This is a genomic window from uncultured Paracoccus sp., from assembly GCF_947487305.1.
GTDB lineage: Bacteria > Pseudomonadota > Alphaproteobacteria > Rhodobacterales > Rhodobacteraceae > Paracoccus.
In genome coordinates this window covers 1-25,318 of record NZ_CANKWH010000003.1, presented here as the reverse complement: position 1 = coordinate 25,318, position 25,318 = coordinate 1, and the positions used below count along the sequence as shown (strand labels likewise).

22 protein-coding genes and 1 tRNA gene are annotated in these 25,318 nt (G+C 65.1%); 15 read left to right on the top strand and 8 right to left on the bottom strand.

Annotated elements, in window-relative coordinates; translation table 11 throughout:
- Nucleotides 1-30 precede the first annotated feature (30 nt).
- Genes Q1A36_RS04840 through Q1A36_RS04830 form a run of 3 tightly spaced genes read left to right on the top strand, consistent with a single transcriptional unit; the run spans nucleotide 31 to nucleotide 4,096 of the window.
- The gene (locus Q1A36_RS04840; protein ID WP_299840565.1) at nucleotides 31-741 is read left to right on the top strand and encodes a response regulator transcription factor; all 711 of its coding nucleotides are present in this window, start codon (nucleotides 31-33) and stop codon (nucleotides 739-741) included.
- Nucleotides 738-1,883: an FIST N-terminal domain-containing protein gene (locus Q1A36_RS04835; protein ID WP_299840563.1), complete on the top strand. Its 1,146-nt coding sequence runs from the start codon at nucleotides 738-740 to the stop codon at nucleotides 1,881-1,883. The genes Q1A36_RS04840 and Q1A36_RS04835 overlap by 4 nt, the downstream gene beginning before the upstream one ends.
- Entirely contained in the window at nucleotides 1,880-4,096 is a 2,217-nt protein-coding gene (locus tag Q1A36_RS04830) for a PAS-domain containing protein (RefSeq protein WP_299840560.1), read from the top strand. The genes Q1A36_RS04835 and Q1A36_RS04830 overlap by 4 nt, the downstream gene beginning before the upstream one ends.
- A 6-nt stretch (nucleotides 4,097-4,102) precedes the next feature.
- Here the strand turns inward: Q1A36_RS04830 and Q1A36_RS04825 are convergent, their stop codons facing one another.
- Both Q1A36_RS04825 and pedF read right to left on the bottom strand, forming a co-directional pair.
- Nucleotides 4,103-5,122: a transporter substrate-binding domain-containing protein gene (locus Q1A36_RS04825; RefSeq protein WP_299840557.1), complete on the bottom strand. Its 1,020-nt coding sequence runs from the start codon at nucleotides 5,120-5,122 to the stop codon at nucleotides 4,103-4,105.
- A gap of 10 nt (nucleotides 5,123-5,132) precedes the next feature.
- Nucleotides 5,133-5,846 carry a cytochrome c-550 PedF gene (gene pedF / locus Q1A36_RS04820; RefSeq protein WP_299840554.1) on the bottom strand — a complete coding sequence of 238 codons (714 nt, stop codon included), beginning with the start codon at nucleotides 5,844-5,846 and terminating at the stop codon, nucleotides 5,133-5,135.
- 172 nt (nucleotides 5,847-6,018) lie between these two features.
- Here pedF and Q1A36_RS04815 point away from each other — a divergent pair, with 172 nt between their 5' ends.
- Both Q1A36_RS04815 and Q1A36_RS04810 read left to right on the top strand, forming a co-directional pair.
- A complete protein-coding gene (locus Q1A36_RS04815; RefSeq protein WP_299840551.1) occupies nucleotides 6,019-7,236 on the top strand; it encodes an ABC transporter substrate-binding protein in 1,218 nt (405 codons plus the stop codon).
- A gap of 20 nt (nucleotides 7,237-7,256) precedes the next feature.
- A complete protein-coding gene (locus Q1A36_RS04810; RefSeq protein WP_366141546.1) occupies nucleotides 7,257-8,225 on the top strand; it encodes a YVTN family beta-propeller repeat protein in 969 nt (322 codons plus the stop codon).
- 10 nt (nucleotides 8,226-8,235) lie between these two features.
- Here Q1A36_RS04810 and Q1A36_RS04805 read toward each other — a convergent pair whose 3' ends face one another.
- From Q1A36_RS04805 to Q1A36_RS04790, 4 genes are read right to left on the bottom strand one after another with little or no spacing between them, the layout of a single operon-like run.
- Nucleotides 8,236-8,760, bottom strand: a complete 525-nt coding sequence (locus tag Q1A36_RS04805) for a DUF3035 domain-containing protein (RefSeq protein WP_299840548.1) — start codon at nucleotides 8,758-8,760, stop codon at nucleotides 8,236-8,238.
- 33 nt (nucleotides 8,761-8,793) lie between these two features.
- On the bottom strand, nucleotides 8,794-9,417 hold the full coding sequence (gene lspA, locus Q1A36_RS04800) for a signal peptidase II (protein WP_366141545.1): 624 nt from the start codon (nucleotides 9,415-9,417) through the stop codon (nucleotides 8,794-8,796).
- Nucleotides 9,418-9,420: 3 nt separating this feature from the next.
- Nucleotides 9,421-11,010 (bottom strand): bifunctional phosphoribosylaminoimidazolecarboxamide formyltransferase/IMP cyclohydrolase, encoded by a 1,590-nt coding sequence (purH, locus tag Q1A36_RS04795; RefSeq protein WP_299840545.1) that lies wholly within the window; start codon nucleotides 11,008-11,010, stop codon nucleotides 9,421-9,423.
- Nucleotides 11,011-11,070: 60 nt separating this feature from the next.
- Nucleotides 11,071-12,351 (bottom strand): transcription antitermination factor NusB, encoded by a 1,281-nt coding sequence (locus tag Q1A36_RS04790; RefSeq protein WP_299840542.1) that lies wholly within the window; start codon nucleotides 12,349-12,351, stop codon nucleotides 11,071-11,073.
- 59 nt (nucleotides 12,352-12,410) lie between these two features.
- Here Q1A36_RS04790 and Q1A36_RS04785 point away from each other — a divergent pair, with 59 nt between their 5' ends.
- From Q1A36_RS04785 to Q1A36_RS04760, 6 genes are all read left to right on the top strand, one after another.
- The gene (locus tag Q1A36_RS04785; RefSeq protein ID WP_299840540.1) at nucleotides 12,411-12,599 is read left to right on the top strand and encodes a DUF1674 domain-containing protein; all 189 of its coding nucleotides are present in this window, start codon (nucleotides 12,411-12,413) and stop codon (nucleotides 12,597-12,599) included.
- Complete coding sequence (locus Q1A36_RS04780) at nucleotides 12,599-13,924, top strand: amidase family protein (protein ID WP_299840537.1); 1,326 nt, start codon at nucleotides 12,599-12,601, stop codon at nucleotides 13,922-13,924. Before Q1A36_RS04785 ends, Q1A36_RS04780 begins: the two co-directional genes overlap by 1 nt.
- 208 nt (nucleotides 13,925-14,132) lie before the next feature.
- The gene (locus Q1A36_RS04775) at nucleotides 14,133-15,761 is read left to right on the top strand and encodes an arylsulfatase (RefSeq protein ID WP_299840534.1); all 1,629 of its coding nucleotides are present in this window, start codon (nucleotides 14,133-14,135) and stop codon (nucleotides 15,759-15,761) included.
- A gap of 56 nt (nucleotides 15,762-15,817) precedes the next feature.
- Nucleotides 15,818-17,059, top strand: a complete 1,242-nt coding sequence (locus Q1A36_RS04770; protein ID WP_299840531.1) for an anaerobic sulfatase maturase — start codon at nucleotides 15,818-15,820, stop codon at nucleotides 17,057-17,059.
- Nucleotides 17,060-17,216: 157 nt separating this feature from the next.
- Nucleotides 17,217-18,401: an aminotransferase class I/II-fold pyridoxal phosphate-dependent enzyme gene (locus Q1A36_RS04765; protein WP_299840528.1), complete on the top strand. Its 1,185-nt coding sequence runs from the start codon at nucleotides 17,217-17,219 to the stop codon at nucleotides 18,399-18,401.
- Nucleotides 18,402-18,416: 15 nt separating this feature from the next.
- Nucleotides 18,417-21,068 carry a DNA translocase FtsK gene (locus Q1A36_RS04760; RefSeq protein ID WP_299840525.1) on the top strand — a complete coding sequence of 884 codons (2,652 nt, stop codon included), beginning with the start codon at nucleotides 18,417-18,419 and terminating at the stop codon, nucleotides 21,066-21,068.
- A 388-nt stretch (nucleotides 21,069-21,456) separates the two neighbouring features.
- On the opposite strand, the gene Q1A36_RS04755 is transcribed toward Q1A36_RS04760, so the two are convergent.
- Nucleotides 21,457-22,239: a hypothetical protein gene (locus Q1A36_RS04755; protein ID WP_299840522.1), complete on the bottom strand. Its 783-nt coding sequence runs from the start codon at nucleotides 22,237-22,239 to the stop codon at nucleotides 21,457-21,459.
- 265 nt (nucleotides 22,240-22,504) lie between these two features.
- Nucleotides 22,505-22,813 carry a helix-turn-helix transcriptional regulator gene (locus Q1A36_RS04750; RefSeq protein WP_299840519.1) on the bottom strand — a complete coding sequence of 103 codons (309 nt, stop codon included), beginning with the start codon at nucleotides 22,811-22,813 and terminating at the stop codon, nucleotides 22,505-22,507.
- 859 nt (nucleotides 22,814-23,672) lie between these two features.
- Between Q1A36_RS04750 and Q1A36_RS04745 the strand changes: the two genes are divergently transcribed.
- From Q1A36_RS04745 to Q1A36_RS04730, 4 genes are all read left to right on the top strand, one after another.
- Nucleotides 23,673-23,840, top strand: a complete 168-nt coding sequence (locus tag Q1A36_RS04745; RefSeq protein ID WP_299840516.1) for a hypothetical protein — start codon at nucleotides 23,673-23,675, stop codon at nucleotides 23,838-23,840.
- 75 nt (nucleotides 23,841-23,915) lie between these two features.
- Nucleotides 23,916-24,359 (top strand): thioredoxin domain-containing protein, encoded by a 444-nt coding sequence (locus Q1A36_RS04740; protein ID WP_299840513.1) that lies wholly within the window; start codon nucleotides 23,916-23,918, stop codon nucleotides 24,357-24,359.
- A gap of 66 nt (nucleotides 24,360-24,425) precedes the next feature.
- A complete protein-coding gene (locus Q1A36_RS04735) occupies nucleotides 24,426-24,755 on the top strand; it encodes a hypothetical protein (protein WP_299840510.1) in 330 nt (109 codons plus the stop codon).
- Nucleotides 24,756-24,799: 44 nt separating this feature from the next.
- Nucleotides 24,800-24,875 (top strand) — tRNA-Ala (locus tag Q1A36_RS04730).
- Nucleotides 24,876-25,318: the final 443 nt, after the last annotated feature.

The window sequence follows — 25,318 nt, the reverse complement described above, 5'->3', positions numbered from 1 at the left end:
CAAGCTTCACAATCACGATATGCTGGCTTCATGCAGCAGAATGCCACACACCCCGAATCGAACCGCGACGGCCCGAACCGGCGCATCGAAACCGCCCTGATCGTCGAGGATCACCCGCTGTTCAGCGACGCGATCTCGATCACGCTTCGCATGGTGCGGGGGATCACCGATGTCACCGCCGTGGAAACGTTGAACGAGGCGATCCTCCGGCTGGAAAGCGCACCGCCGCCCGACATCATCTTGCTGGACCTGAACCTGCCGGATGTGGACGGGCTGGAGGGCCTTTTGCGCGTGCGCCGCGCCGCGCCGGGATCGCTGGTGATGATCGTCTCGTCCGTCACCGATCCGCGCATCATCGCCGCCGCCATGAGTGCGGGGGCGGCGGGCTTCGTGCCCAAGCACAGCCAACGCCATGTCTACCAGTCGGCCTTCGACGCGGTGGCGCGGGGCGAGAGCTTCCTGCCCGAGGGCACGGTCCTGCCGCGCCCCTCCGAGGGCGGTTCGGGCAACCCCGCCGCCGACCGGGTGAACAGCCTGACCCAGCAGCAGGCGCGCATCCTCGCGCTGATCTGCGAGGGCAAGTTCAACAAGCAGATCGCCTTTGAGCTGTCGATCGCCGAGACCACGGTCAAGGCGCATGTCACCTCGATCATGCGCAAGCTGGGGGTGAACAGCCGCACGCAGGCGGTGCTGGTGGCGCAAGAGGCGCGGATCGGCAACCTGGGTTCCTTCGAGACGTGAGCGAGACTGTCACCCGCCTGACCCGCGTGGCCAACCTGCCGCCCGATTGCGCCGATGTCGGCGGCGAATTGCGCGCGGCGCTTGGTGATGATCTGGCGCTGCTGGCGCTGTTTGTCTCGCCCGCCGCCGATTTCGCGGCCGTCTGCGCCGCCGCCAGCGAGGCCCTGCCCGATGTCTCGGTCATCGCCTGCACCACCGCCGGAGAGATCGATCGCGGCTATGTCGAGGGGCGCATCGTCGCCGTCGGCCTGCCGAAGGCGCATTTTCGCGCCGCCACCGTGGTATTCCCCGATCTCGGGGCGCTGGATGCCGCACGTCAGGTGCGCGAACTGATCCTTGCCCGCAAGGCGACGATGCGGGCCGGGCCGGATTTCCACCATGAATTCGCCTTCCTGATGGTCGATGGCATCACCATGCGCGAGGACGCGCTGATGCGCATGGTCGCGCAGGGGCTGGGGCCGGTGCCGCTGTTCGGCGGATCGGCCGGCGACGGGCAGCAGTTCGACCGCTGCCTTGTCGCCCATAATGGCCGGGTGATGACCAATGCCGCGGTGCTGGCCTTCCTGCGCACCGATTGTCCGATCAAGGTGTTCAGCTTCGACCACCTGGAGCCCGGCGACAAGCGCATGGTGGTGACAAAGGCCGACCGCGACGGCCGCATCGTCCAGCGGATCAATGACGAGCCGGCGGCACGCGAATATGCCCGCATCCTCGGCAAGGACCCGGACCAGCTGTCGACCTTCACCTTTGCCGCGCATCCGCTGGTGGTGCGGGTCGGCGGGCAATATTACGTCCGCTCGATCCAGCGCGTCACCGATGACGGCGATCTGGTCTTCTACTCGGCCATTGACGAGGGGGTGGTGCTGACGCTGGCCCAGACCCGCGACATTGCCGAGACGCTGGAACAGGACCTGCAGGCCATTGCCCGGATGGGTGATCTGGACCGGGTGCTGATCTGCGACTGCGTGCTGCGCCGGCAGGAGGCCGAGCAGACACAGGCCAGCCGCACCATGTCCGACAGCTTTCGGCGCCATGACGTGGTGGGCTTCTCGACCTATGGCGAGCAATATGGCGCGACCCATGTGAACATGACCATGACCGGGGTGGCCTTCTTCCACCCCCAGCAACCGGCGCGGCGATGACCGAAAGCCTTCTGGACCCCGCCGATTCACTCGAGCGGAAGCTGTCGAAGATGACCGCGATCTGCGACGCGCTGATGCGCCGGGTCGAGGCGCAGACCGATGCCGATGGTGCCGCCTATGCCCATTTCGAACGCGCGGTGGTGCTGGAAGAAGAGGTTCGCCGCCGCACCTCGGAACTGGAAACCGCGCTGCGTCTGCTGAACGAAAGCAACGAGCAGCTGTCGCAGGCCAATACCCTGGTCGAACGCGAGCGGCGCGATGTCGAAAGCGCGCTGGAAACCGTGCAGGAGGGCTTTGCCCTTTTCGATCAGGACGACCGGCTGAAGCTCTATAACAGCCGCTTCTGCTGGGGCCTGCGCGATGTGCGGGACCGGCTGTGGCTGGGCATGGGATTCACCAGCTATATCTCGCTGGCCAGCGACAGCGCCCATCTGCGCCTGCCGCGCGGGGTCAGCCGCGACGACTGGCGCGAGGCGCGGCTGCAAAGCCACGGCCAGCCCCATGCCAACCTGACCATCGGGCTGGCCGGCGATCACTGGCTGCAGATCAGCGAGCATCGCACCGCCAATGGCGGCACCGCCATCATCCAGACCGACGTGACCGACCTGATCCGGGCCGAGCGGGCGGCGCGCGAGAACCTGCTGGACAACCAGTCGCAGGTGATCCGCGCGGCGCTGGATCATCTGGTGCAGGGCGTGGCGGTGTTCGACCGCGATGCAAGGCTGGTCCTGTGGAATTCGCAGTTCCGCATTCTCACCCGCCTGCCGCCGACCGCCTTCCGCATCGGCGCCGATTTCGAGCGCGTGGCCGAGCAGTTGCAGCAGATGTTCGTGCTGCCCGATGCCGAGGCGCGGCACCGGATCACCGACTGGGTCCGCGATCACAGCCGCCGCGGCGCGCCGGTGTTTCAGGAACTCTCGGACCGTCACGGCAGCACGCTGGAAACCTTCATGCAGCACCTGCCGGATGACGGTTTCATCATCAGCCTGACCGACGTGACCGAAGAACGCGCCAGTCTGGCCGACCTGACCCGGGTGAACCAGTCGCTGGAAGACCGCGTGCGCGCCCGCACCGCCGAATTGCAACTGGCCCTGCGGGGGGCCGAACGCTCGAACGCCGCCAAGAACCGTTTCGTCGCTGCCGCCAGCCATGACCTGCTGCAACCGCTGTCGGCGGCGAAGCTCTATCTGATGGGCGCCAAGGAGGGGCCGCAGGCCGAGACCATCGCCAAGGCCGAACAGGCGCTGCAGAATGTCGAGGACATCATCGAGGCGCTGCTGGATATCTCGCGGCTGGACAGCGACGACGAGCCGCTGGACCGCTATGCCTTCCCGCTGGACGAGATCCTGATCCCGGTCGCCAATGCGCTGGCGCCGCAGGCCGAGGCCAAGGGGCTGGACCTGCGGGTGATGCCAAGCGCCGCCCATGTGGTCAGCGATGCGGGCTTCCTGCGTCGGGTGCTGCAAAACCTGATGTCGAACGCCATCCGCTATACCGCCTCGGGCCGGGTGCTTGTCGGCGCAAGGCGGCAGGGCAGCGCGCTCAGGCTGGAGGTCTGGGATACCGGCCCCGGCATCCGCGAGGCCGATCAGCGGGTGATCTTCGAGGAATTCCGCCGGCTGAACCGCCGCGCCAGCGCCAGCGAGGGCATGGGGCTTGGCCTTGCCATCGTGGAACGCGCCTGCGCGCGGCTGGGGCATCATCTGGAACTGTGTTCCATCCCCGGAAAGGGCACCGTGTTCAAGGTGACGCTGCCGCTGGCCGGGTCGGGGGCCGCGCCGCAGTTGACCATGGCGGCTGGCGATCTGTCGGATGCCGATGACCAGACCCTGCCGGGTGACGGGCTGATCGTGCTCTTGGTCGATGACGATGACCAAATGCGCGAGGCGATGGTGGGGCTCTTGGACAGCTGGGGCGTCAGCGTGCTGGAGGCGGGCAGCTATGCCGAGGCGCTGGTGCTGCTGGACGAGACCGGCATCGCCCCCGATGCGGTTCTGCTGGATCATCAGCTGGGCGAGGGCGAAACCGGGCTCGATCTGGCGCGCGAGGTCGAGCTGCGCTTCGGCCGCCGCCCGGGCCGGATCATCTCGGCCGACCGCTCGGCCACGCTGGTCGAGGCCTGTCTCGCCGAGGGGATGGCGCTGCTGCCAAAGCCCTTGGACACCGACGCCCTGCGCAGCTTTCTGGCCTCGGTCACACCGTCCGAGGGCTGAAAGCCCTTACCTCTCGGGCGGCTGATGCGTCATGCCGTAGCTTTCGTAGATCTTCGCGATGCGGCCATCGGCCAGACCTGCCGCGATGGCGTCATCCACCGCATAGGCCAACGGCCGATGGGCGAAATGTTCGCCCGTCCCCAGCGTCCAGCGTGACTTGGCCAGTCCCGGCAAGGGCGGCTGGTGCAGCCCGATCCCGGCCTCGGGGCCAAGCTGGGCAATGGCATATTCCAGCTGCCCGCGTGGCCCCATCGCCGCCATCACCTCGCCATCCGCCAGCGCCTGCATCGCCGCCGCCACGGTCGGATAGCGCCGCACCCCCGCCGCCGTCTGCCCGCCGGCAAAGCCGGTCAGGTAGAAATCCGAGATCGAGTCATTCTCGACCCCCACCGTGTCGATGCGGAAATAGGCCGGCACCGGCGGGTTCTCGGGGTAGTCCTTCTTGGCATAGGCGATGGCGATGGATTCCTCGGCATATTGGCCGTTGAACACCACCTGCTCGACCCGGCAGGCGAAATGGCTGTCATAGGGGACGCGCATCATCACGTTCGACACCGGCGCATTCAGCGCCGAGCCCTGCCAGATGTTCAGCCTCAGGTCGGTTTCCAGGTTCTCGCCCGACATGACGAAGGTAAAGCGCGGCTCGACCCCGATCTCGCCGGCGATCAGCTTGGCGATATCGACATCCACCCCGCGCGGGGTCTCGCCCTCGAGCCAGGAATAGGGCGGATAGGCATCATAGACGGCGAAAGTCATGAAGCCGCGTTCGATGACCTGATCCAGATCCTGCCCGACGATGTCGCGGCTCGCGTTCTGCGGCTTGGCCTGCGGCACGAAATCGGCGCAGGGATCCTGTTTGCCCTGGGCCGTCTCGGCCGAGGGCGGGGTGGTGACGGCGAAGGGCGACAGCGGGGCCTTGGTCCCGGCCTCTTGCGCGGCAAATGGCGTGGCAAGGCCAAGCGCCAGAACGGCGAAAAGGGCGCATTGCGCCCCCTTGCCTGCGATGAAATTCGTTCGCATCCGCATCACATCGGCATCAATGCGCCGCCGACAGCCCGATGGTCAACACCTCGGCCGCCTCGCCATAGGCTTCGGGCTTGGCTTCCAGCACATGGGCCGCGCGGATGGCGATATTGTCCGAGACCGGGGCGCCCGACAGAGTCTCGATGGCACCTGCGATCTCGGTCAACCGGGCGGCAATCGCCGCGCTGTCGGCACTGCCGCCATCGGCCGCCGCCTTCAGCGAGTCGCGGATCTCGGTCAGCTCCGGCGCGGCCTCTGTCACCTGCCCGTCATCGGGGCGGCTTTCGACATAGCTGCGGATCGCCCAGGCAGCCGCCGGGCCCAGAAGCTCGCCAAAGGCTGGCATCTTGGTCACGCCGTCCTGCGTGTAGCCCTCTCTGAAGCGTTCGATGAACCACTCATCGCCATATTCCTCGGCCTCGAGATAGCGCAGATCCGGGGCCAGCCCGCCCGAGATCGCCTCCAGCCCGTGGCAGCGGGCGCAGTTCTGGTTATAGCCCGAGGCTCCGATCGCGACCGCCTTGTTGAACACCTCGTCGCCAGCGGTATCGGCACGATAGGGGTTGACGGTTGCCCAGTCATCGGCGGCGATCTCGGGCAGGCCGGTCGTATCGACGGCCTGCGGCACCACGTCGCCATGGGCCAGAACGGCCACCGGGGTCAGCGTCGCCACGCTCAGGATCGCGGCCAGGATCAGCCGTTCGGTCGGTTTCGCAAGTCCGGACATGGCAAACTCCTCCTCAGCCTGTCACCTTGCTCTTGGTCTAAGTCGGTGCACTCCTTCACGGCTATTCGACATAGGTAGCGAAGCGCCGCGCTGCAGCAGACCGGCATGGGACCATGGTCGAATTGGGCCTCTGCACGACAGTTTTTATTCTTTCCGAAAGGGGAGGATAAGGATGACCGGACCGGCACAGGCCGCCCGCTGCGACTGGCGCAGCCTTTCAGTTGCGGTGCTGCTGGCGACCGCGCTTGCCCCGCCTGCGCTGGCCCAGACCGCGGCGAATGAGCCGCTGGCCGTGCCGATCGGCTGGCTGAAGGTCGTTGAGCCCGACCCGCCGATCCTGTCGAACCTCGCCCCTCCGCCTGCCGATACCGGCCTTGCCGGGGCGCGGCTGGGGCGCGAGGACAATGCGACCACCGGCAGCTTCACGGGCCATGACTATCAGCTGACCGAAACCCTCGTGCCCGAGGGCGAGGATCCGCTGGCCGCCGCCCGTTCGGCACTGGCCCAGACCCCCTTCCTGCTGGTAGATGCGCCCGCCGAGACCATGGTGAAGATCGCCGATCTGCCCGAGGCGCAGGGGGCGCTGATCTTCAATGTCGCGCGTGGCGAGGACCGCTTGCGCGGCACCGATTGCCGTCGGAACCTGCTGCACACCGCGCCCTCGGATTCAATGCTGACCGATGCGCTGATGCAGTTCATCGCCTGGCGGCAATGGTCGGACCTGGTGCTGATCGAGGGCGAACATCCGGGCGATGCCGAATTTTCCGCCGCGCTGGACGCCTCGGCCACGAAATTCGGGCAGAAGATCGCCGCCCGCAAGACCTGGGCCTTCGATGCCGACATGCGCCGCAACGCCAGTGCCGAAGTGCCGCTGTTCACGCAGGATTTCGGCGATTACGACCTGCTGCTCATCTCGGACACGCTGGACGATTTCGACCGCTACATCCCCTTCAACACCTGGCTTCCCCGTCCCACCGGGGGCACCGAGGGCATCGTGCCGGCGGCATGGTCGCCCTCGGTCGAACAATCGGGCGCGGCACAACTGCAAAGCCGCTTCATCGAGCTGACAGGCCGCGAGATGCAATCGGGTGACTACGCCGCTTGGGCGGCGGTCCGCGCCGTGGGCGAGGCGGTGACGCGGCTGAACAGCGCCGATCCGGCCGCGCTGCGGGATTTCCTGCTCTCCGACCAGTTCCAGCTGGCCGGCTTCAAGGGCCGCCCGCAAAGCTTCCGTGACTGGAACGGCCAGATGCGCCAGCCGATCCCGCTGGTCAGCGACCGCGCCGTGGTGGCCTTGGCCCCGATCGAGGGCTTCATGCACCAGGTGACGGAACTCGACACGCTCGGCACCGACCGCGCCGAATCCGCCTGCACCGCCTTTTCCGACTGATCAGACCAAGGACGTTTGCCATGCGCTGTCTTGCCCTTTCCGCCCCGCTTCTGGCCGCCCTTTCCGCCGCCTCGATGGCCCATGCCGCCGAGATCTGGATCACCAATGAAAAAGACAACACCATCAGCGTCATCGATGTGGCGACGCTGGAGGTGACGCGCACCATCCCGACCGGAGAGCGTCCGCGCGGCATCACCTTCAGCAAGGATTACAGTGTCGTCTATATCTGCGCCTCGGACAGCGACACGGTTCAGGTTATGGATCCGGAGACGGGCGAGATCCTGCATGACCTGCCCTCGGGCGAGGACCCCGAGCAATTCGTTTTGCATCCCGACGACAAGCACCTGTACATCGCCAACGAAGATGACGCGATCACCACGGTTGTCGATACCGAGACGCAGAAGGTCGTGGCACAGATCAATGTAGGGATCGAGCCCGAGGGCATGGCGGTCAGCCCCGACGGCAACATCGCCATCACCACCTCGGAAACCACCAATATGGCGCATTGGATCGATACCGGGACGCAGCAGCTTTTTGCCAATACCCTGGTCGATAGCCGCCCGCGCCATGCCGAGTTCACCCATGACGGCGGTCAGCTGTGGGTCAGTTCCGAGATCGGCGGCACCATCACCGTCTTCGACGCCAGGTCCCAGGCCGAGTTGGGCAAGGTGCGCTTCGACATACCGAACATCCACCCCGACAAGATCCAGCCGGTCGGCTTCGAGTTCGACGAGAAGGGGGAATATGCCTGGGTCGCCCTGGGTCCGGCAAACCATGTCGCCGTGGTCAACATGAAGACTCTCGAGGTCGAGGATTATGTGCTGGTCGGCCGCCGCGTCTGGCACATGGCGTTTTCACCGGACATGAGCCAGCTCTTCACCACCAACGGCGTTTCGGGCGATGTGACGGTGATCGACGTGGCCAGCCGCAACCCGGTCAAGACCATCAAGGTCGGTCGCTATCCCTGGGGGGCGGCGACCCGGCCCTGATCGGACAGTCTTATTCGTCCGCAGGCGGCGGCGGTGCGCTGGGGGTCTGCGCCCCGGCCCGCCGCCAACGCAGCAACTCGGCATCCGAGTCGAGCGTCATCGGGCGATAGGCCCGCATGTAGACGCTGGTCTGGGCCAGCCGCTCCAACAGCTTGCGCGAATGGTTCGAGCGCCACTCGACATCGGCCTGTGCCAACTCGCCACGGATGTTCGGCTGCACCCCGTAACGCGAGGCATAGGAAACCAGCCCGCCATCGGCGGCGCCGACACCGTTATTGGCCAGCCGCGCCGGGTTGCCGCCAAGCGCGCCCACCGCATCGCCGAAGGGCGTCGGATCGGTGATGTTGCCGCCACCCGGCGTCGGCGTCGGCAGCAGCGCCAGATCGGGCGGCATGGACAGGGGTTTCGTCGGCAGGATGGCAAACTCGTCCGGCCCGTCCTGACCGGATTTCAGGTTCATCAGCCGCGGATCGTTGCTGCAAGCGGCCAGTCCAAGCCCGGCCGTGATCGTCAATGTCAGCGCGAATGCCCGCATACTGTGCCTGCCCTCTGTCTCTTTCGGCCCGTTCTAGCGTGAATTCCGAGGCTCGTCACGGGTCTTGTCGCCCGGCGTCCCGGCCTTGTCCTTGGACGGCATCAGGATCAGTCCGATGGCGCCGGCGAAGATCGCGATATCGGCCACGTTGAAGCTGTAGGGATTCTCCCAGCCCGGCAGCGACATGTTCAGGAAATCCGCCACCGCGCCGAAATAGATCCGGTCGATCACATTGCCGATGGCCCCGCCGATCAGCAGGCCCCCGGCAATCTTGGCGATCCGCCCCTGCGCGCTGCGCTTCAGCCAGAACCAGACCCAGAGGCAGATGACCACCGCCACGGCGATCAGCACCCAGCGCATGAAATCCCTCTCGCTGGAGAGAAGGCCGAAATTCACCCCCTCGTTCCAGGCCATGCGCAGGTTGAGCCAAGGCGGCAAAAGGTCGATGGCCCGCACCCGGTCCAGCTCCAGCACATGCACGACCCAGTATTTCAGCACCTGGTCCAGCAGGATGATCGCCCCCGCAACCCAGGCGACCAGACGCATCGAGCCGGTCAACGCGGGATCGGGCCGCGGCTCGATCTTCGGCGCGCGTGGCTTGGGCTTGGCGGCGGCGGGTTTTTTCCGCAGCGGCGGCGGGGCGCTGTTCTCGGTCATGGATCAGTGCCGGAAATGCCGCTGGCCGGTAAAGACCATGGCCAGACCCAGACGGTCGGCGGCCTCGATCACCTCGGCATCGCGCATCGAACCGCCGGGCTGGATCACCGCCTTGGCGCCGGCCTCGGCCAGAGCTTCGATCCCGTCGGCAAAGGGGAAGAACGCATCCGAGGCGACGGCAGAACCCACGGTCAGCGGCAGCGGCAGGGCCAGCACCTCGGCCATGTCCTCGGATTTTCGGCGGCCGATGCGGGTGCTGTCGACGCGGCTCATCTGCCCCGCACCGATGCCCACGGTCGCCAGATCCTTGGCATAGACGATGGCATTGGATTTCACATGCTTGGCGACGGTCCAGGCGAACATCAGATCGGCCAGTTCGGCCTCGGACGGCTGGCGCTTGCTGACAATCTTCAGCGCCTCGCACGCCACATGGCCGTTGTCGCGCCCCTGGGCCAGGAACCCGCCGGCCACCTGCCGGAAGCTCAGCCCTGCGGCCATCGGGTCGGGCAGCCCGCCGGTGGTCAGCAGCCGCAGGTTCTTCTTGCCGGCGAAAATCGCCTTGGCATTCTCGTCGGCATCCGGCGCAATGACCACCTCGGTAAATATCTTCACGATCTCTTCCGCCGTCGCTCCGTCGAGCACCTGGTTCAGCGCCACAATCCCGCCAAAGGCCGAGGTCCGGTCGCAGTCATAGGCGCGCTTGTAGGCGTCCAGCGCAGAACCACCCTGCGCCACGCCGCAGGGATTGGCGTGCTTGATGATGGCGCAGGCCGAGCCTTCAGCCGGGTCGAACTCGGCCACCAGCTCGAAAGCCGCGTCGATGTCGTTGATGTTGTTATAGCTCAGTTCCTTGCCCTGCCACTGACGCGCGGTGGCAACGCCCGGCCGCGCCTCGCCGGTGACATAGAAGGCCGCCGCCTGATGCGGGTTCTCGCCGTAACGCAGGCCCTGCGCCAAGGTCCCGGCAAAGGCACGGCGGCGCGGGGTCTCCTCGCCGATGGCCCCGGCCATCCAGTTGGACACCGCCGCATCATAGGCCGCGGTGCGGGCATAAGCGGTCTGCGCCAGCCGCTTGCGGAAGGCCAGCGAGCAGCGGTCGTCATTCGCATCCATCTCGGCCAGAAGCGCGTCGTAATCCTGCACATCGACGATGACATTGACGAAGGCATGGTTCTTGGCCGCCGCCCGGATCATCGCCGGCCCGCCGATATCGATATTCTCGATGCACTCGTCGTAACCGGCGCCCTTGGCCACCGTCTCCTCGAACGGGTAGAGGTTCACCACCAGAAGATCGATCGGCCCGATCCCATGAGCCTCCATCGCGGCCAGATGCTCGTCATTGTCGCGCAGCGCCAGAAGCCCGCCATGCACCGCCGGGTGCAGCGTCTTGACGCGCCCGTCCATCATCTCGGGAAAGCCGGTCACATCGGCCACGTCCACCACGGTCAGCCCGGCCTCGCGCAGCGCCTTGGCGGTGCCGCCGGTCGAGAGGATCTCGATCCCCCGCGCATCCAGCCTGCGGGCGAAGTCGATCAGCCCGGTCTTGTCGGAAACGGAAATCAGCGCGCGGCGCAGCGGGATCAGGTCGGTCATCTGGGTCCTCGGGCGTGGTTTGCGGGTCAGTTACCCCCGTGGCGGCGCCGCGTCCAGCGCTCAGGCGGTTTTCCGCAGGGCGGCGATGAAGAACCCGTCCATGCCGCCGCGATCCGGCCAATAGTCCGGGCGCAGCCTCAAACCACCCTCGGGCGTGATCCAGGCGGGATCGATGCCGGGCATCTCGGGGCGGATCACCTGCAAGTCCGGGTGACGCGCCAGCGCGGCAGTCAGCTGCGCCTCGCCCTCTTCGGACAGCAGCGAGCAGGTGGCAAAGACCAGCCGGCCGCCTGTGGGCAGCATGGCGAACGCATGGTCGATCAGCGCCGATTGCAGCGCGGTGATCTCGGCCAGCCCCGCGCCATCGCGCAACAGCGGCAGGTCGGGATGGCGGCGAATCGTGCCGGTGGCGGAACAGGGCGCATCCAGCAGCACCGCATCGGGCGGGCTGGCCGGGGTCCATGCCAGCGCATCGGCCACCACCAATTCGGCCGTGAGATCGCAACGGGCGAGGTTCTCGGCCACCCGCGCCATGCGCTGATCCGAGATGTCGACCGCCGTGACCTTGGCCCCGGCGGCGGCCATTTGCAGCGTCTTGCCGCCCGGCGCGGCGCAAAGGTCCACGACCGTCTCGCCCGGCTGCGCGTTCAGCAGCTTCGCGGCCAGCGCGGCGGCGGCATCCTGCACCCACCAGTCGCCCGCCTCATATCCCGGCAGCGCGGAAAGCTGCGGCGTACCAACCAGCCGGACCGAGCCGGTCGGCAGCAGATCGCCCTCGGGCGCTGCAGCGCCCGGCTTCAGCGTCAGGTCCAGCGGCGCGCCGGCCTGATGCGCCGCCTCCATCGCCGCAACCGCCTCGCGGCCATAGGCGGCGACCAGCGCCTTCCGCAGCCAATTGGGCAGGGGCTGCACCGGCAGGTTGGCCCAGTCCGTGACCTCGGCTACCTTTCGCAGAACCGCGTTCACCATGCCCGAGGCCGCCGCGCCCTTCTTGCCCATGCCGCGCACCAGCCCGACGGCGGCATTCACCACGCCATGCGGCGCCTCGCCCAGTTCCAGCAGTTCGACCGTCGCCAGACGCAGCAGGTCAGCCACCTCGGGCTTGGGCTTGCGCTGCAGGAACCGGCCCAGCACCAGGTCGGCGCGATCCCGGTGGCGCAGGGCGGCCAGTACCAGCCGCTGCGCCCGCGCCCGGTCGCCATGCGGAAGGTGGTTCAGCCGCCCGGCCTGATCGCCAAGTGACCGCCCCTCGCGCAGACCCGCCAGCAGCGCCAGCGCACCCTTGCGCGCGCCATCCTGAACTGCCCGATCCTGAACCCCCCGAGCCTGAACCTTTGCCAAAGCCGCTTCCTTCGCCTAAACCGAAGTGAGACACATAGGCGCATTAGAGGTCCAAGACCATGACCGACAAGCAGGATATCCCCGCTGACCTTCCCCCCGCAGCGCAGCGTGCCCTTGCCGAAGCCGCCGAGCGCCGCAAGAAGGCCGAGGCGCTGCCGCCGCTGCCCAAGGAATATGGCGGCCGCGACGGGGCCGAGCCGGTGCGCTTTGGCGATTACGAGAAGAACGGTTTGGCGGTGGATTTCTGATGGACTGGCTCAGGGCGTCGGCGGCCGAGCAGGGCCGGGCGATCATGGCCGGGCTTCTGGACCCGGTCGACCAGACCGAGGCCTATCTGGCCGCGATCGAGGCCAATCCCTTTGCCAAGCGCATCTATGCCCGCGTGACCCCTGCCCGCGCCAAGGTCGAGGCCATTGCCGCCCATGACCGCAACAAGGCCGGGATGCGCCGTTCCCTGCTGGACGGGGTGGCGATCAGCTGGAAGGACAATATCGACAGCGCCGGCATCGCCACCGAGGCGGGCTCGCGGCTGCTGGAAGGCCGGATCCCGGCGCAGGACGCCGCGACGCTGGCCAACGCCACGGCGGCGGGCACCGTCTGCCTCGGCAAGACCCATATGACCGAACTGGCCTTTTCCGGCCTTGGCCTGAACCCGATGACGGCGACGCCGCCCAATGCGCTCGACGCTGCGCTGGCGCCCGGCGGCTCGTCCAGCGGGGCGGCAGTGTCGGTGGCGATGGGTCTGGCGGCGGCGGCGATCGGTTCCGACACCGGCGGCTCGATCCGGGTGCCGGCGGCGTGGAACGGGCTCGTGGGCTTCAAGCCCAGCCATGGCGGCACCGACAGCCGCGGCGTGGTGCCCCTGGCGCGCAAGTTCGACGTGGTCGGCCCCTTGGCCCGCACGGTCGAGGATTGCGCCTTCCTGTTGGCGGCGCTGCGCGGCGATCAGCCGGTCGATCTCGCCGGTGCCTCGGTCGCGGGCTTGCGGCTGATGGTGCTGGACGGCGTGCCCTTCGAGGAGGCGCAGGAAGCCCCGGTTCTGGCCTTCGAGGACGCAGTGAACCGCCTCGCCGCTGCGGGTGCCATCATCTCGCGCACGGCACCGGGCTTTCTGCCCAAGGCCATGGCGCTGTCGCCGCTGCTTTTCGCGCCCGAGGCCTATGGCATCTGGCGCGACCAGATCGAGGCCGCGCCCGAGGCGATGCATCCGCCTATCCTCGAACGCTTTCGGGGCGGCAAGGAGGTCCGCGCCCCCGATTTCGTCGCCGCATGGGAATCGCTGGTGCGCTATCGCCGGGAATGGGCGGCCGAGATGGCAGGCTATGACGCGGTGATCCTGCCCACCGTGCCGATCCTGCCGCCCGATGCCGAACGGCTGGCGACCGATACCGACTATTTCGTCAAGGCGAACCTGCTGACGCTGCGCAATACCCGCGTTGGCAACCTGATGGGCCTGCCCGCCGCCACCATCCCCACCGGCCAACCCGGTTGCGGACTGATGGCCATGGGCGCGACCGATGGCGACCGGCGACTGATGCGGGTCGCCGCCGCGATCGAGTCCGCGCTCGGCTGACCCTGAGTTCGGCCCGGATCGCGGGCCGAACGCCTTTAAATATTAAGAGAAATTTCCCGATCTGGACGGTGCGCGCGCCCTCCCGGACGCACCTCCCTGTGGTTGTGCGCCAATTGGTCACACCCCCCGGGCCTTTCACAGATCATGGTTAAGCATGATATCATGCGCGTGGCCCCCCGAGCTGGCGTTTACATTCAAAGGGAAAGCCATGTCTCAGTCTTTCAGACCCCCAACGTCGATCCGGACCGTCCTTGCGACCTCAAGCCTGGCGCTGGCCACGATGCTTGCCGGTCCGGCCCTTGCACAGACGACACCCGAGCCTGCGGCCACGGGTGAAGCCACGCAGTCAGACGCAGCCAGCAAACCCAATATCCTCATTATCTATCCCGATGATGTGGGCTGGACCAATGTCAGCGCCTACGGTCAGGGCGTGATGGGATACACCACACCCAATATCGACCGGCTGGCGCGCGAAGGCATCATGTTCACCGAACATTATTCCCAGCCCTCCTCGACCGCAGGGCGCGCGGCGCTGATCACCGGGCAATACCCGATCCGCTCGGGCATGACCTCGGTCGGTCTGCCCGGCTCGCCCTTGGGGTTGAAGGCCGAATCCCCGACCCTGGCCGAGGTTTTGAAAGGCCAGGGCTATGCCACTGGCCAGTTCGGCAAGAACCATCTGGGCGACAGCAACAGCTCGCTGCCCACGGTGCACGGCTTCGACGAATTCTTCGGCAATCTCTATCACCTGAATGCCGAAGAAACGCCCGAGCAGCGCGACTATCCCCAGGACCCCGAATTCAAGGCCAAATACGGGCCGCGCGGCGTGCTGCACAGCTGGGCGACCGATGTTGATGACCAAACTGTCGACCCGCGTTTCGGCAAGGTCGGCAAGCAGCGCATCGAGGATACCGGCCCGCTGACCATCGAGCGGATGAAGACGATCGATGCAAACTTCATCGATGCGAGTCTCGATTTCGTTGCGCGCGCGAAAGAGGCCGACAAGCCCTGGTTCGTCTGGCTGAACCCCAGCCGGATGCACCTGTTCCAGCATCTTACCGATGAGAACCGCTATCTGGCGCAGGAAGCCACGATGGAGGATGACGTCTACGGCTCGGGCATGATCGAGCATGACATGCAGGTCGGCGACCTGCTCGAGAAACTCAAGGCGATGGGCGAACTGGACAACACCATCGTCATCTGGTCGACCGATAACGGACCCTCGCATGGCGCCCGTGTCCATGGCGGCACGACGCCATTCCGCGGAGAGAAGATGACCACCTATGAAGGGGGCGTCCGGGTGCCATTCATCGCCTGGTGGCCCGGCCAAATTCCGGGTGGTCGGGTGATGCAGGGCATCCAGACCAATATGGATGTCTTCACCACGCTGGCAGCGGCGGCAGGCGTCAAGGATGTCGCGGCAGATGTACTGGCCGAGAAGAACCAGATCATCGACGGGGTGAACAACCTCGACTGGTGGAAAGGCATCTCCGACAAGTCGAACCGCAACGATTTCATTTATTATGAAGGCAACGACGTGCGGGCCGTACGGCTTGGCAAGTGGAAGATGCACTTCGCCACCTCGGAAGGCTTCTATGACGCCTGGAAGCAGCTGAAGTTCCCGATGGTGATGAACCTGCACTTCGACCCCTATGAAAGCTTCGATACCGTGACCGATCTGACCTATGGCAACGAGCGCAAGCAGTGGCTGATGGGGCCGATCCAGGACCTTCTGGCCGCGCATGTGCAAACGCTGATCGAACACCCGCCCGTGCAGGTCGCACCGTCCTTCGATCTCTCGAAGATCATGAATCAGGTCGGCTCCGGCGCGAACTGACCCAATGGGGTGCCCCTTCGCGGGGGCGCCCGCCTCACCCGATACAGGACATGACCATGCCCGCACCCGTGCTTGACAGGGACCGGCTCATCCAGGGCCGGACCTACCGCTTTCACGCGATGGTCAAACCCTCGGGGGCCGAGTGCAATATCGACTGCACCTATTGCTTCTACCTGCACAAGTCGGGGCTGTTGCATCACCCCGCGCATTCGCGGATGTCCGACGAGGTGCTCGAGCAGCACATCCGGCAATATATCGAGGGCCAGACCGGCGAGGAGGTGATCTTCTCGTGGCAGGGTGGAGAGCCGACGCTGATGGGCCTGCCCTTCTTCCAGAAGGTCGTGGTGCTGCAGGCGAAATATCGCAAGCCCGGCCAGCGGATCGAAAATGACCTGCAGACCAATGGCCTGCTGCTCGACGCACGCTGGATCACCTTCCTGAAGGCCCATGGCTTCCATGTCGGCCTGTCGATCGACGGCCCGCGCCATCTTCATGACCGCTTCCGCGTCACCAAGAACGGCAAGCCGACCTTCGATCTGGTCATGGCCGCCGCCAAGCTGTTGCGCGAGGCCAAGATTCCCTTTGCCGCGCTCTGCGTGGTGAACCGCGAGAATGCGCTGGAACCGCGCGCGGTCTATCGCTTCCTCGCCGACGAGCTGGGCACATGGCGCATCCAGTTCACCCCCGCCGTCGAGCCGCGCCAGTTCCAGACCGACGCCCCCGCCCTGACCCGCGACCAGCCGCGCGAGGACGAGCCACGCGCCCGCCCCGGTCTGCCGGACTCGATCGTCACCGACTGGTCGGTCGATCCGGTGGATTACGGCGCCTTCCTGTCGGCGGTCTGGGATGAATGGTTCGCCACCGATATCGGGCGTGTCCATGTGAACCTGTTCGAGACCGCCGTGGCGCAGGCCGCCGGCCAGCCGGCGCAGATGTGCACGCAAAGCGAGTTCTGCGGCAAGGCACTGGCGGTCGAGCATGACGGCGAGGTCTATTCCTGCGACCATTTCGTCTATTCCGACTATCGCATCGGCAATATCAATCAGACCCATCTGGCCGAGCTGGCCTTTTCCAAACCGCAGCAGGATTTCGGCCGGGCGAAAAGCGCCACCCTGCCGCAGAAATGCCGTGATTGCGCCTATCTGCGGCTCTGCTGGGGCGAATGTCCCAAGAACCGGCTGATCCGGACCGCCACGGGCGAGCCGGGGCTGAACTATCTCTGCGCCGGGCTTTATGCCTTTTATGACCATATCGGCCCGGACGTGGTCCGCATCCTGCAGCGGCTGGGGCGGCTCTGACCCCCGGCGCGCCCTGCCGCGCCCTGACGGGGTGGTCCCGGCACCCCGACCCAAAAGCCACAACCCCCTGTTGCCGCCGTCCTTTTGCTGGACGGGAACCGGGCTTCACGTTACTCTGACAGCAAAACGGGACATGAGATCCCGAAAGCGAGGCAGTATGGCAATCCCCGAGCGGTTCTCGAACCTGCCGGATTACGCGTTTCCGCGTCTGCGGAAGCTTCTGTCGGGCATTCAGCCCGGCGGCGAGCCGATGGTGATGACCATTGGCGAGCCGCGCCATGCCATGCCCGATTTCGTCGCCTCGGTGATGGCCGAGCATATCGGCGAATTTGCCAAGTATCCGACCAACGAGGGCACGCCGGGCCTCTTGGACGCCATCTCCGGCTGGCTCCAGCGCCGCTATGGGCTGCATGTCGCGCCCGAGCGGATCATGGCGCTGAACGGCACGCGCGAGGGGCTGTTCAACGCCGCGCTGGCGCTCTGCCCCGAGTGGAAGAATGGCGAGCGGCCGGCGGTGCTGATGCCGAACCCCTTCTATCAGGTCTATACGGTCGCGGCGGCTGCCGTGAACGCCGACCCGGTCTATGTCCCGGCCACGCGCGAGACCGGCGATCTGCCCGACTATGCCGGCCTGCCCGGCGATCTGCTGGATCGCACCGCCATCGCCTATATCTGCTCGCCGGCCAATCCGCAGGGTGCCATCGCCTCGGTCGATTACCTGCAGGAACTGGTGACGCTGGCGGTGCGGCATGATTTCCTGATCTTCTCGGATGAATGCTATTCCGAGATCTGGCGCGACACGCCGCCCCCCGGCGCGCTGGCCGTCGCCACCGCCATGGGTCATGCCGACCGGGTGGTGATGTTCAACTCGCTCAGCAAGCGGTCGAACCTGCCCGGGCTGCGCTCGGGCTTCGTCGCAGGCAGTGCCGAGAACATCGACCAGATCCGCAAGCTGCGCAGCTTTGCCGGTGCCCCCCTGCCGCTGCCGGCGCAGCGCATCAGCGAGGCGGCCTGGCGCGACGAGGCGCATGTGACCGCGAGCCTGCGCCTCTACCAGCAGAAATTCACCATCGCCGACCGGGTTCTGGGCAATGTGCCGGGCTATCAGGGCCCCGCTGGCGGCTTCTTCCTGTGGCTGCCGGTCGAGGATGGCGAGGCGGCGGCGAAGACGCTTTGGGCAAAGGCCGGGATTCAGGTCCTGCCCGGTGCCTATCTTTCGCGCGAGGTCGGGGGTCGCAATCCCGGCGCAGGATTCATCCGGGTGGCCCTGGTCGGCCCAGCAGACGAGACAGAAACCGCACTGACGCGGCTCAAGGCCGTGCTTTACGATGCGGACGAGTAGGGAAGGGTAAGGATCATGGCAAGCTGGCAGGCGAAACACCGCGATCCGCTGTTCGATCAGACGACGCAGGCAGCGCTGGAACGGCGCGGCAAGGAACTGCTGGGCGGCGGATTGGTGCTGCTGGGCGTCATCGTCGCGATGATGCTGTCGAGCTGGTCCCCCGATGATCCGAGCTTCCTCTCGGCCACCGACCAGCCGGCCGAGAACCTGCTGGGCACCTTCGGCGCCTATATCGCCTCGCCGCTGATGATGATTGCCGGTTATGGCGCCTGGGGTCTGGTCGTCGGCGCGGTGGTCTGGGGCCTGCGCCTGATGCTGCACCGGGGGGAAGAGCGAATCGTGCGCGCGATCTTCCTGCCGATCGCCGTGGCGCTCTGGTCGATTTACGCCACCTCGATGGTGCCGCCCGCCGAATGGGCGCAGAATTATGGCCTTGGCGGCCATTTCGGCGACATGGTGATGGGCGCGATCCTGAATATCCTGCCCTTCAGCCCGCATGTCGGCATCAAGATCGCGGCTCTTCTGGTCGCCGCCGGTGCGCTGGCCTTTTCCGCCTTCGTCCTCGGCTTCGACCGGACCGAGCTGCGCCAGCTGTGGCGGCGCTTTGTCATCGGGCTGGTGACGGCCTATGACGGCGCCATGCGGCTGGCCGGTCGCGGTGCGGTCTTGTCATCCCAGACCGCCCAACGCCTGCGCGAGAAGCGGGCCGAGAAGCGTCAGCGCGCTTCGGCTGTTCCCGATGCGCCCACCTTCACCGAGGCGCGCATGGGCCTGATGGCCCGGCTGCGCGGCCAGCCCGCCGCAACCGAGCCGATGGAGAAGCTGACCGAGGACTGGCCCGAGCCGGAACTGGTCGATCGCAGCGCCCATTACGACGGCGAGGCACCCTCGGCCGAAGAGGTCAACCACCGCATCAGCGACGCCATCAAATCCCATGGCAACCGCCCCTCGGTGCTGGCGACCGTGGCCGCGCGGCTGGCCCGCGACGGCGGCCGCAGCCAGCCCGAACGCGAGATCGACGAGATCGAACCCGCCGAGGCCCGCCCCTTCGGCGCCGAGACCGCCCGCGTGGTGATGCCGCCCAAGGCCAAGCCCCCTGCCCCCTCGCGTCAGGCCCAGGCCGAGGCCCAACCCGCGCTCCGCTTTGACGAATCCACCAGCGCCTATGAACGCCCGCCGCTGTCGCTGCTGACCGCAGCGGTGGCCAGCCCGCAGCACCAGATGAGCCAGGAATCGCTGCAGGAAAACGCCCGCATGCTCGAGGCCGTGCTGGACGATTACGGCGTCAAGGGCCAGATCACCGAGGTCCGGCCCGGTCCGGTGGTCACGCTTTACGAGTTGGAACCCGCACCGGGGCTGAAGGCCAGCCGGGTGATCGGCCTGGCCGATGACATCGCGCGCTCAATGTCGGCGCTCTCGGCCCGCGTCTCGACCGTTCCGGGCCGCACCGTCATCGGTATCGAACTGCCGAACCAGCGCCGCGAAAAGGTGGTGCTGCGCGAGATCCTCTCGGCCCGCGCCTTCGGCGATGGCAGCCACCCGCTGCCCTTGGCGCTCGGCAAGGATATCGGCGGCGATCCGGTGGTGGCGAACCTCGCCAAGATGCCCCACCTGCTGATCGCCGGCACCACCGGCTCGGGCAAGTCGGTGGCGATCAACACCATGATCCTGTCGCTTCTCTACAAGCTGACGCCGGATGAATGCCGGCTGATCATGATCGACCCGAAGATGCTGGAACTGTCGGTCTATGACGGCATCCCGCACCTTCTCTCCCCGGTCGTGACCGACCCCAAGAAGGCCGTCGTCGCGCTGAAATGGGTCGTCAGCGAGATGGAGGACCGCTATCGCAAGATGTCCAAGATGGGCGTGCGCAACATCGAGGGCTATAACGGCCGCGTCCGCGAGGCGCTGTCGAAGAACGAGATGTTCCGCCGCACCGTCCAGACCGGCTTTGACGAGGATACCGGCGAGCCGGTCTTCGAGACCGAGGAATTCGCCCCCGAGAGCCTGCCCTATATCGTCGTCATCGTCGACGAGATGGCCGACCTGATGATGGTCGCAGGCAAGGAGATCGAGGCCTGCATCCAGCGCCTGGCACAGATGGCCCGCGCCAGCGGCATCCACCTCATCATGGCGACGCAGCGCCCCTCGGTCGATGTCATCACCGGCACGATCAAGGCGAACTTCCCCACCCGGATCAGCTTCCAGGTGACCTCGAAGATCGACAGCCGCACCATCCTGGGCGAACAGGGGGCCGAGCAGCTTCTGGGCCAGGGCGACATGCTCTACATGGGCACCGGCAGCCGCATCACCCGCATCCACGGCCCCTTCGTCAGCGACGAGGAGGTCGAGGAGGTGGTGAACCACCTCAAGAGCTTCGGCCCCCCGAGCTACAAATCCGGCGTGGTCGAGGGCCCCGAAGACGAGGTCGCCTCGGATATCGACGCCGTTCTGGGCCTCGGCGGCGATGGCAGCGACGATGCCCTCTACGATCAGGCGGTGATGATCGTCGCCAAGGACCGCAAATGCTCGACCAGCTATATCCAGCGCAAACTCGCCATCGGCTATAACAAGGCCGCAAGGCTGGTGGAGCAGATGGAGGAGCAGGGGGTCGTCAGCAGCGCCAACCATGTGGGGAAACGCGAGGTGCTGGTGCCGGAGGTGTGAGGGGGGCTTCTCTCTCACCTGCGCCCGACCAAGGGCAAGCCTGCGACCGCTGAGGGTCGCGGAGGCGGCCGTACAAGGCACCTATACGGCTCCAGTAAGAGCTGTGAAAAAGCGGCGTCACCACCCTCACCCGCCCGAGGGCCAGCGGCCGACCGCGGGCTGCCGCTGAGGCGGTTGAGCCAAGCACCTTTATGGCGCAACTATATCGAACGGCCGTTCGGCGTTAACTTACGACCGGAAATTGACAATCCGACGCTCAAGCGTCAAGCCGCAATATGATCTATTAGATCACCAAAAGCAAAGCGCACTTAACTCGATGCACTTGGTGTAGTTCACACAATTTCAAACGGCATATTGAGTGTACGCGATCCGGGAGCCGTTGGGTGTATTAGAAAGCGATCGCGTCGATCTCTTCCTTTCGCGCTTCTTTTTCTTCCTCTGAAAGGTATCGTAAGCCGGTTGTCTCAGCTGTAAGGTGCGCCACGTTAGCGAGATACGCCTTTCTTCGCTTCTGGCGGATCGAGTTCATCTCATCGGACAACTTTTTCCATCTCGCGGATCCACGACCTACAACATATCGTATTCCACCAAGATGCGCTAACAAGCGCGTCGAAGCGTCGTCGATTGAAGCGAAGGACTCGCATGCTTTGAGTTCATCCCACAGTTCCTTGCTACGTTTTTCCAAACTTCGTGGCACCACTAGAACCGAACCCACCACGCCTACACCAGTGATGAAAACGACACGATTCCCTGTCCTATAGCGAAGTTTATGGGATCGCAGCCCGTACCTTGAGATAATTTGTCGGATTTTGGATCGGAATTCTCCGGGGATACATTCTCCGGAGATGGTAAGATCGTCCACCCAAACGGTGTAGCTGAGATCGTATTCAATACAGAGGTCTGCGATAGCGTCAAACATGGGTCGATGAACTAAGGACGCTAGGACCGGCGTGAGAGGCGAACCAAAACAGGCACAGTCATCGGCAGTTGCAAGATGTGCGATCAGGCCGGCCACATCCGCGGCCATTCCAAACTGCCCAATCAAAGACTCGCGGATCATGGCACGCGTGGTCGAAGGATAAAACTGCTTGAGGTCTAAGGTCAGATATTCCGCAGAATTCAGATGCGCTTTAGAATTGTCTCGCTGGGCTCTGCCGACCCGCGGGCTCATCAAGTAGCTCGGCTGAAATATCTTTGCGAGCTGAAACCTGAGCCGCTCGTGTACAGCACGAAGGCGAGCTACGGGATAAACCAAATTTCGTTTCTTCCCGCCTGACTCAATTGTTCTCCGAACTAAGAACTGCTCCTTGAACCGTGGGGTCGCCAACTTCTGTAGAGTATCCTTGGTTTCTCGCAAGAGCTCGGCAACATCACGCTGGGTCGGCCGCTGCGCGAATGGCGATCTATCGAGGGAATACCGTTCGAGTGATCGGGACCTACGGAGCCTTTGCACCGCGATTCTCCTCAGGCTTCAACTTGTTGAGTATTCGCAGGGCCTTCTCAGCAATAATCAGGCGACCCTTCCGAATCGGCGCCTGCCCCTCAATCTCCTCAGCGAAAAACAACAGATCCGACTTCCTGACACCAAGCGCTTCACTATAGCGATCCAATGTTTCGAGCGTAACTGCTTTGGTGCCGCGCTCAATCTCAGAAATCATCGCTTGCGAAATGCCGGTCGCTTGCGACATCTCAGTCTGCGAGTAGCCCCAATACAGGCGAGCCAGCTTAAGTGCCTCGCTGATCATAGTCTTCTTCTGGCTAGACATCTCCGCACCAAAGGGCTGTGAAGGGGTCACCGCCGCTGTCCTCGATCGCACTGGGATTCACTCCCAATGTCTGCTGATCAAGTCCCAGATGCGGAGCCCAATCAGAATTGCGATATAGACGTATCGCCGCTTCGAAGGTAGCTTGCGATGCCGCCGCTGGTGCTGAACGTTCTTCTTGCACATGAGAGTAGTTCCTCAGTTCCGACCAGCACAAGCGCTGGCCCCCGTAGGAATGAGGTTCAAGATCAGCGGCGTTTGACCCCTTACATGCCGCACCCAACCCCGGATGGGTGCGGCGCGCGGCCAGCCCCCGCCCCGAGACGCAGGTGTGAGTCGAAGGCACTAGACCTTCACAGGGCCTCTGGCCCCAGTTTGCGTCGGGTTCTGTATATGCAAGGTTCATCACAATTACAGCTTTAGGCTCGGTACAGCTGTCTCGTCAAGTAAAATATCGCTTTCAGCAATATTTAATCGCCCGCTGTGAATTGAGGTGAAACCTCAACGAGGATACTTCGTTCGAAGTGGCCTCGCGACTAACAACAAGTAGCACCTACTTCGGCCCCAACCGAGGATCCAACTGTGCAAGCCATGATTGTCTGGCCTAGGACGAGATCCGTCCCCAATCAACTCAAATCCCCATCCCAGTGCACCCTCCGTGCACCCCCTGTGCACGCCCTGTGCACCCCCATCCCCAGTATTTGCTGGCCCTGTCGCCCCTCACCCCTCCTCCGACGCAACACCCACCGCACGCCGCCGTTGCGCAACGCCCCGCCGAAGCCCAGGACCCGCCGCCCGATCCCGCTGGCGCCCCTCCGCCGAACCTGCGAAACTCCGCTCCATGACGATCTGGCACCTCCATCTTCTGAACGCGCGGCATCAGCTGACCCGCATCCTGCCCGAGATCCGGGCCACCGCGCGTCAGGCTGTCGCGCTGGCCTCGGCCCATGCCGGGTTGCCGCGCTTTGATCTGGTGGTGCGCGGCGGGACCAGCGCGATCCCGGAATAACGCCACCGCCCACCAATCCTTGCAACGCCGCCACAAGCCCCCAGATAACGCTTTCAACAACCGGGGAACCCGCGCATGGCCGAGAAGCTGAAACTGACCTGTCTCGATTGTGGGCAGACCAATGCCGTGCCGGCCGAGAAGCTTGCCCAGGATCCCAAATGCGGCACCTGCGGCGTGGCACTGATGCCGGGGAAGCCCGTTGCCGTCGATGCCAGGACGCTCGAGAAGGCCGCGAAGACCGACCAGGTGCCGCTGCTGGTGGATTTCTGGGCGCCCTGGTGCGGGCCTTGCCGGCAGATGGCGCCCGAGTTCGACAAGGCCGCACTCACGCTGAAAGGTCGCGTCCGCCTTGCGAAGATCGATACCGAGCGTGAACCGGCCGCCAGCCAGCGTTGGGCCATCCGCGGGATCCCTGCCTTCATCCTCTTCCGCGGTGGCCGCGAACTGGCCCGCGAGGCCGGCGCCCGCCCCGCCGCCGATCTGGTCCGCTTTGCTGAGGCGGCAGTCGGGCGGCGCTGATTTCCGTTCGAGATCGGCGACTTGCGGCGTATCATCGCCGCCATCCGACTCGCGAAAGGAGCCCCCATGCCTCGCTGCGTTGCACTTCTGCCTCTCGCCGCCCTGCTGGCCGCCTGCGCGCCCGCGCCCGGCCCCACCTACCCCGCCGATTTCGCCTTCATGGGCAGCTGGGACTGCGGCGTGACGGTGATGACCTTCCTGCCCGACGGCTACCTGCCCTCGAACGAGGACGAGCCGATCGCGATCACCGAATTCCTCCGCACCGCCAGCGGTGCGACCCAGATCACGCTGGCCAATGGCAACCGCATGTCGCTGCAGAACGTGACCGATCGGAGCATGACCTGGTTCTCGCACCAGTCCGGCGACAGCTTCGATTGCACCCGCGTCGCCGGCTGACATGGCTTGACAATCAGCCTGCGCAGGCTAGAACCGCGTGCTGTGGGGCCATAGCTCAGTTGGTAGAGCGCATCGTTCGCAATGATGAGGCCAGGGGTTCGACTCCCCTTGGCTCCACCAAATTATCCAGACTGCATTTCATTAATTTGTTAGATTTCAATATTTTACCAGTTGATCGGCCATGAAACCGTAGCATTTTGCTACACGTTTTGCTACAAAACTTGCTACATCCGCGCGCCATGGGAGCGGTGACAACAACAGCGGAATCGCCTCGAACTAGGAAGCTTGGGGGGTGCTGCGCCGGCGTCGCGCTGGCAAACCGTGCTAAGGTCAAAATTGATTATGTGGAACTTGTACCGCTAACGTCTGAAAAGGCATGGTCTATTCAGTATAGCAGTCAAATGCGTCCTGAGGGGTTAAGCAGATAACCGCTGTCCATACTCGCTGCCGACGTTTGTCGATAACTGAGAGAGACTCAACCGTGAGTGTTGATTTCCACCCAGAACTGACCCGGGTTGGCGCGTAATTTCCATTGAGATTTGACCCATGTGACCCTTCCCCAA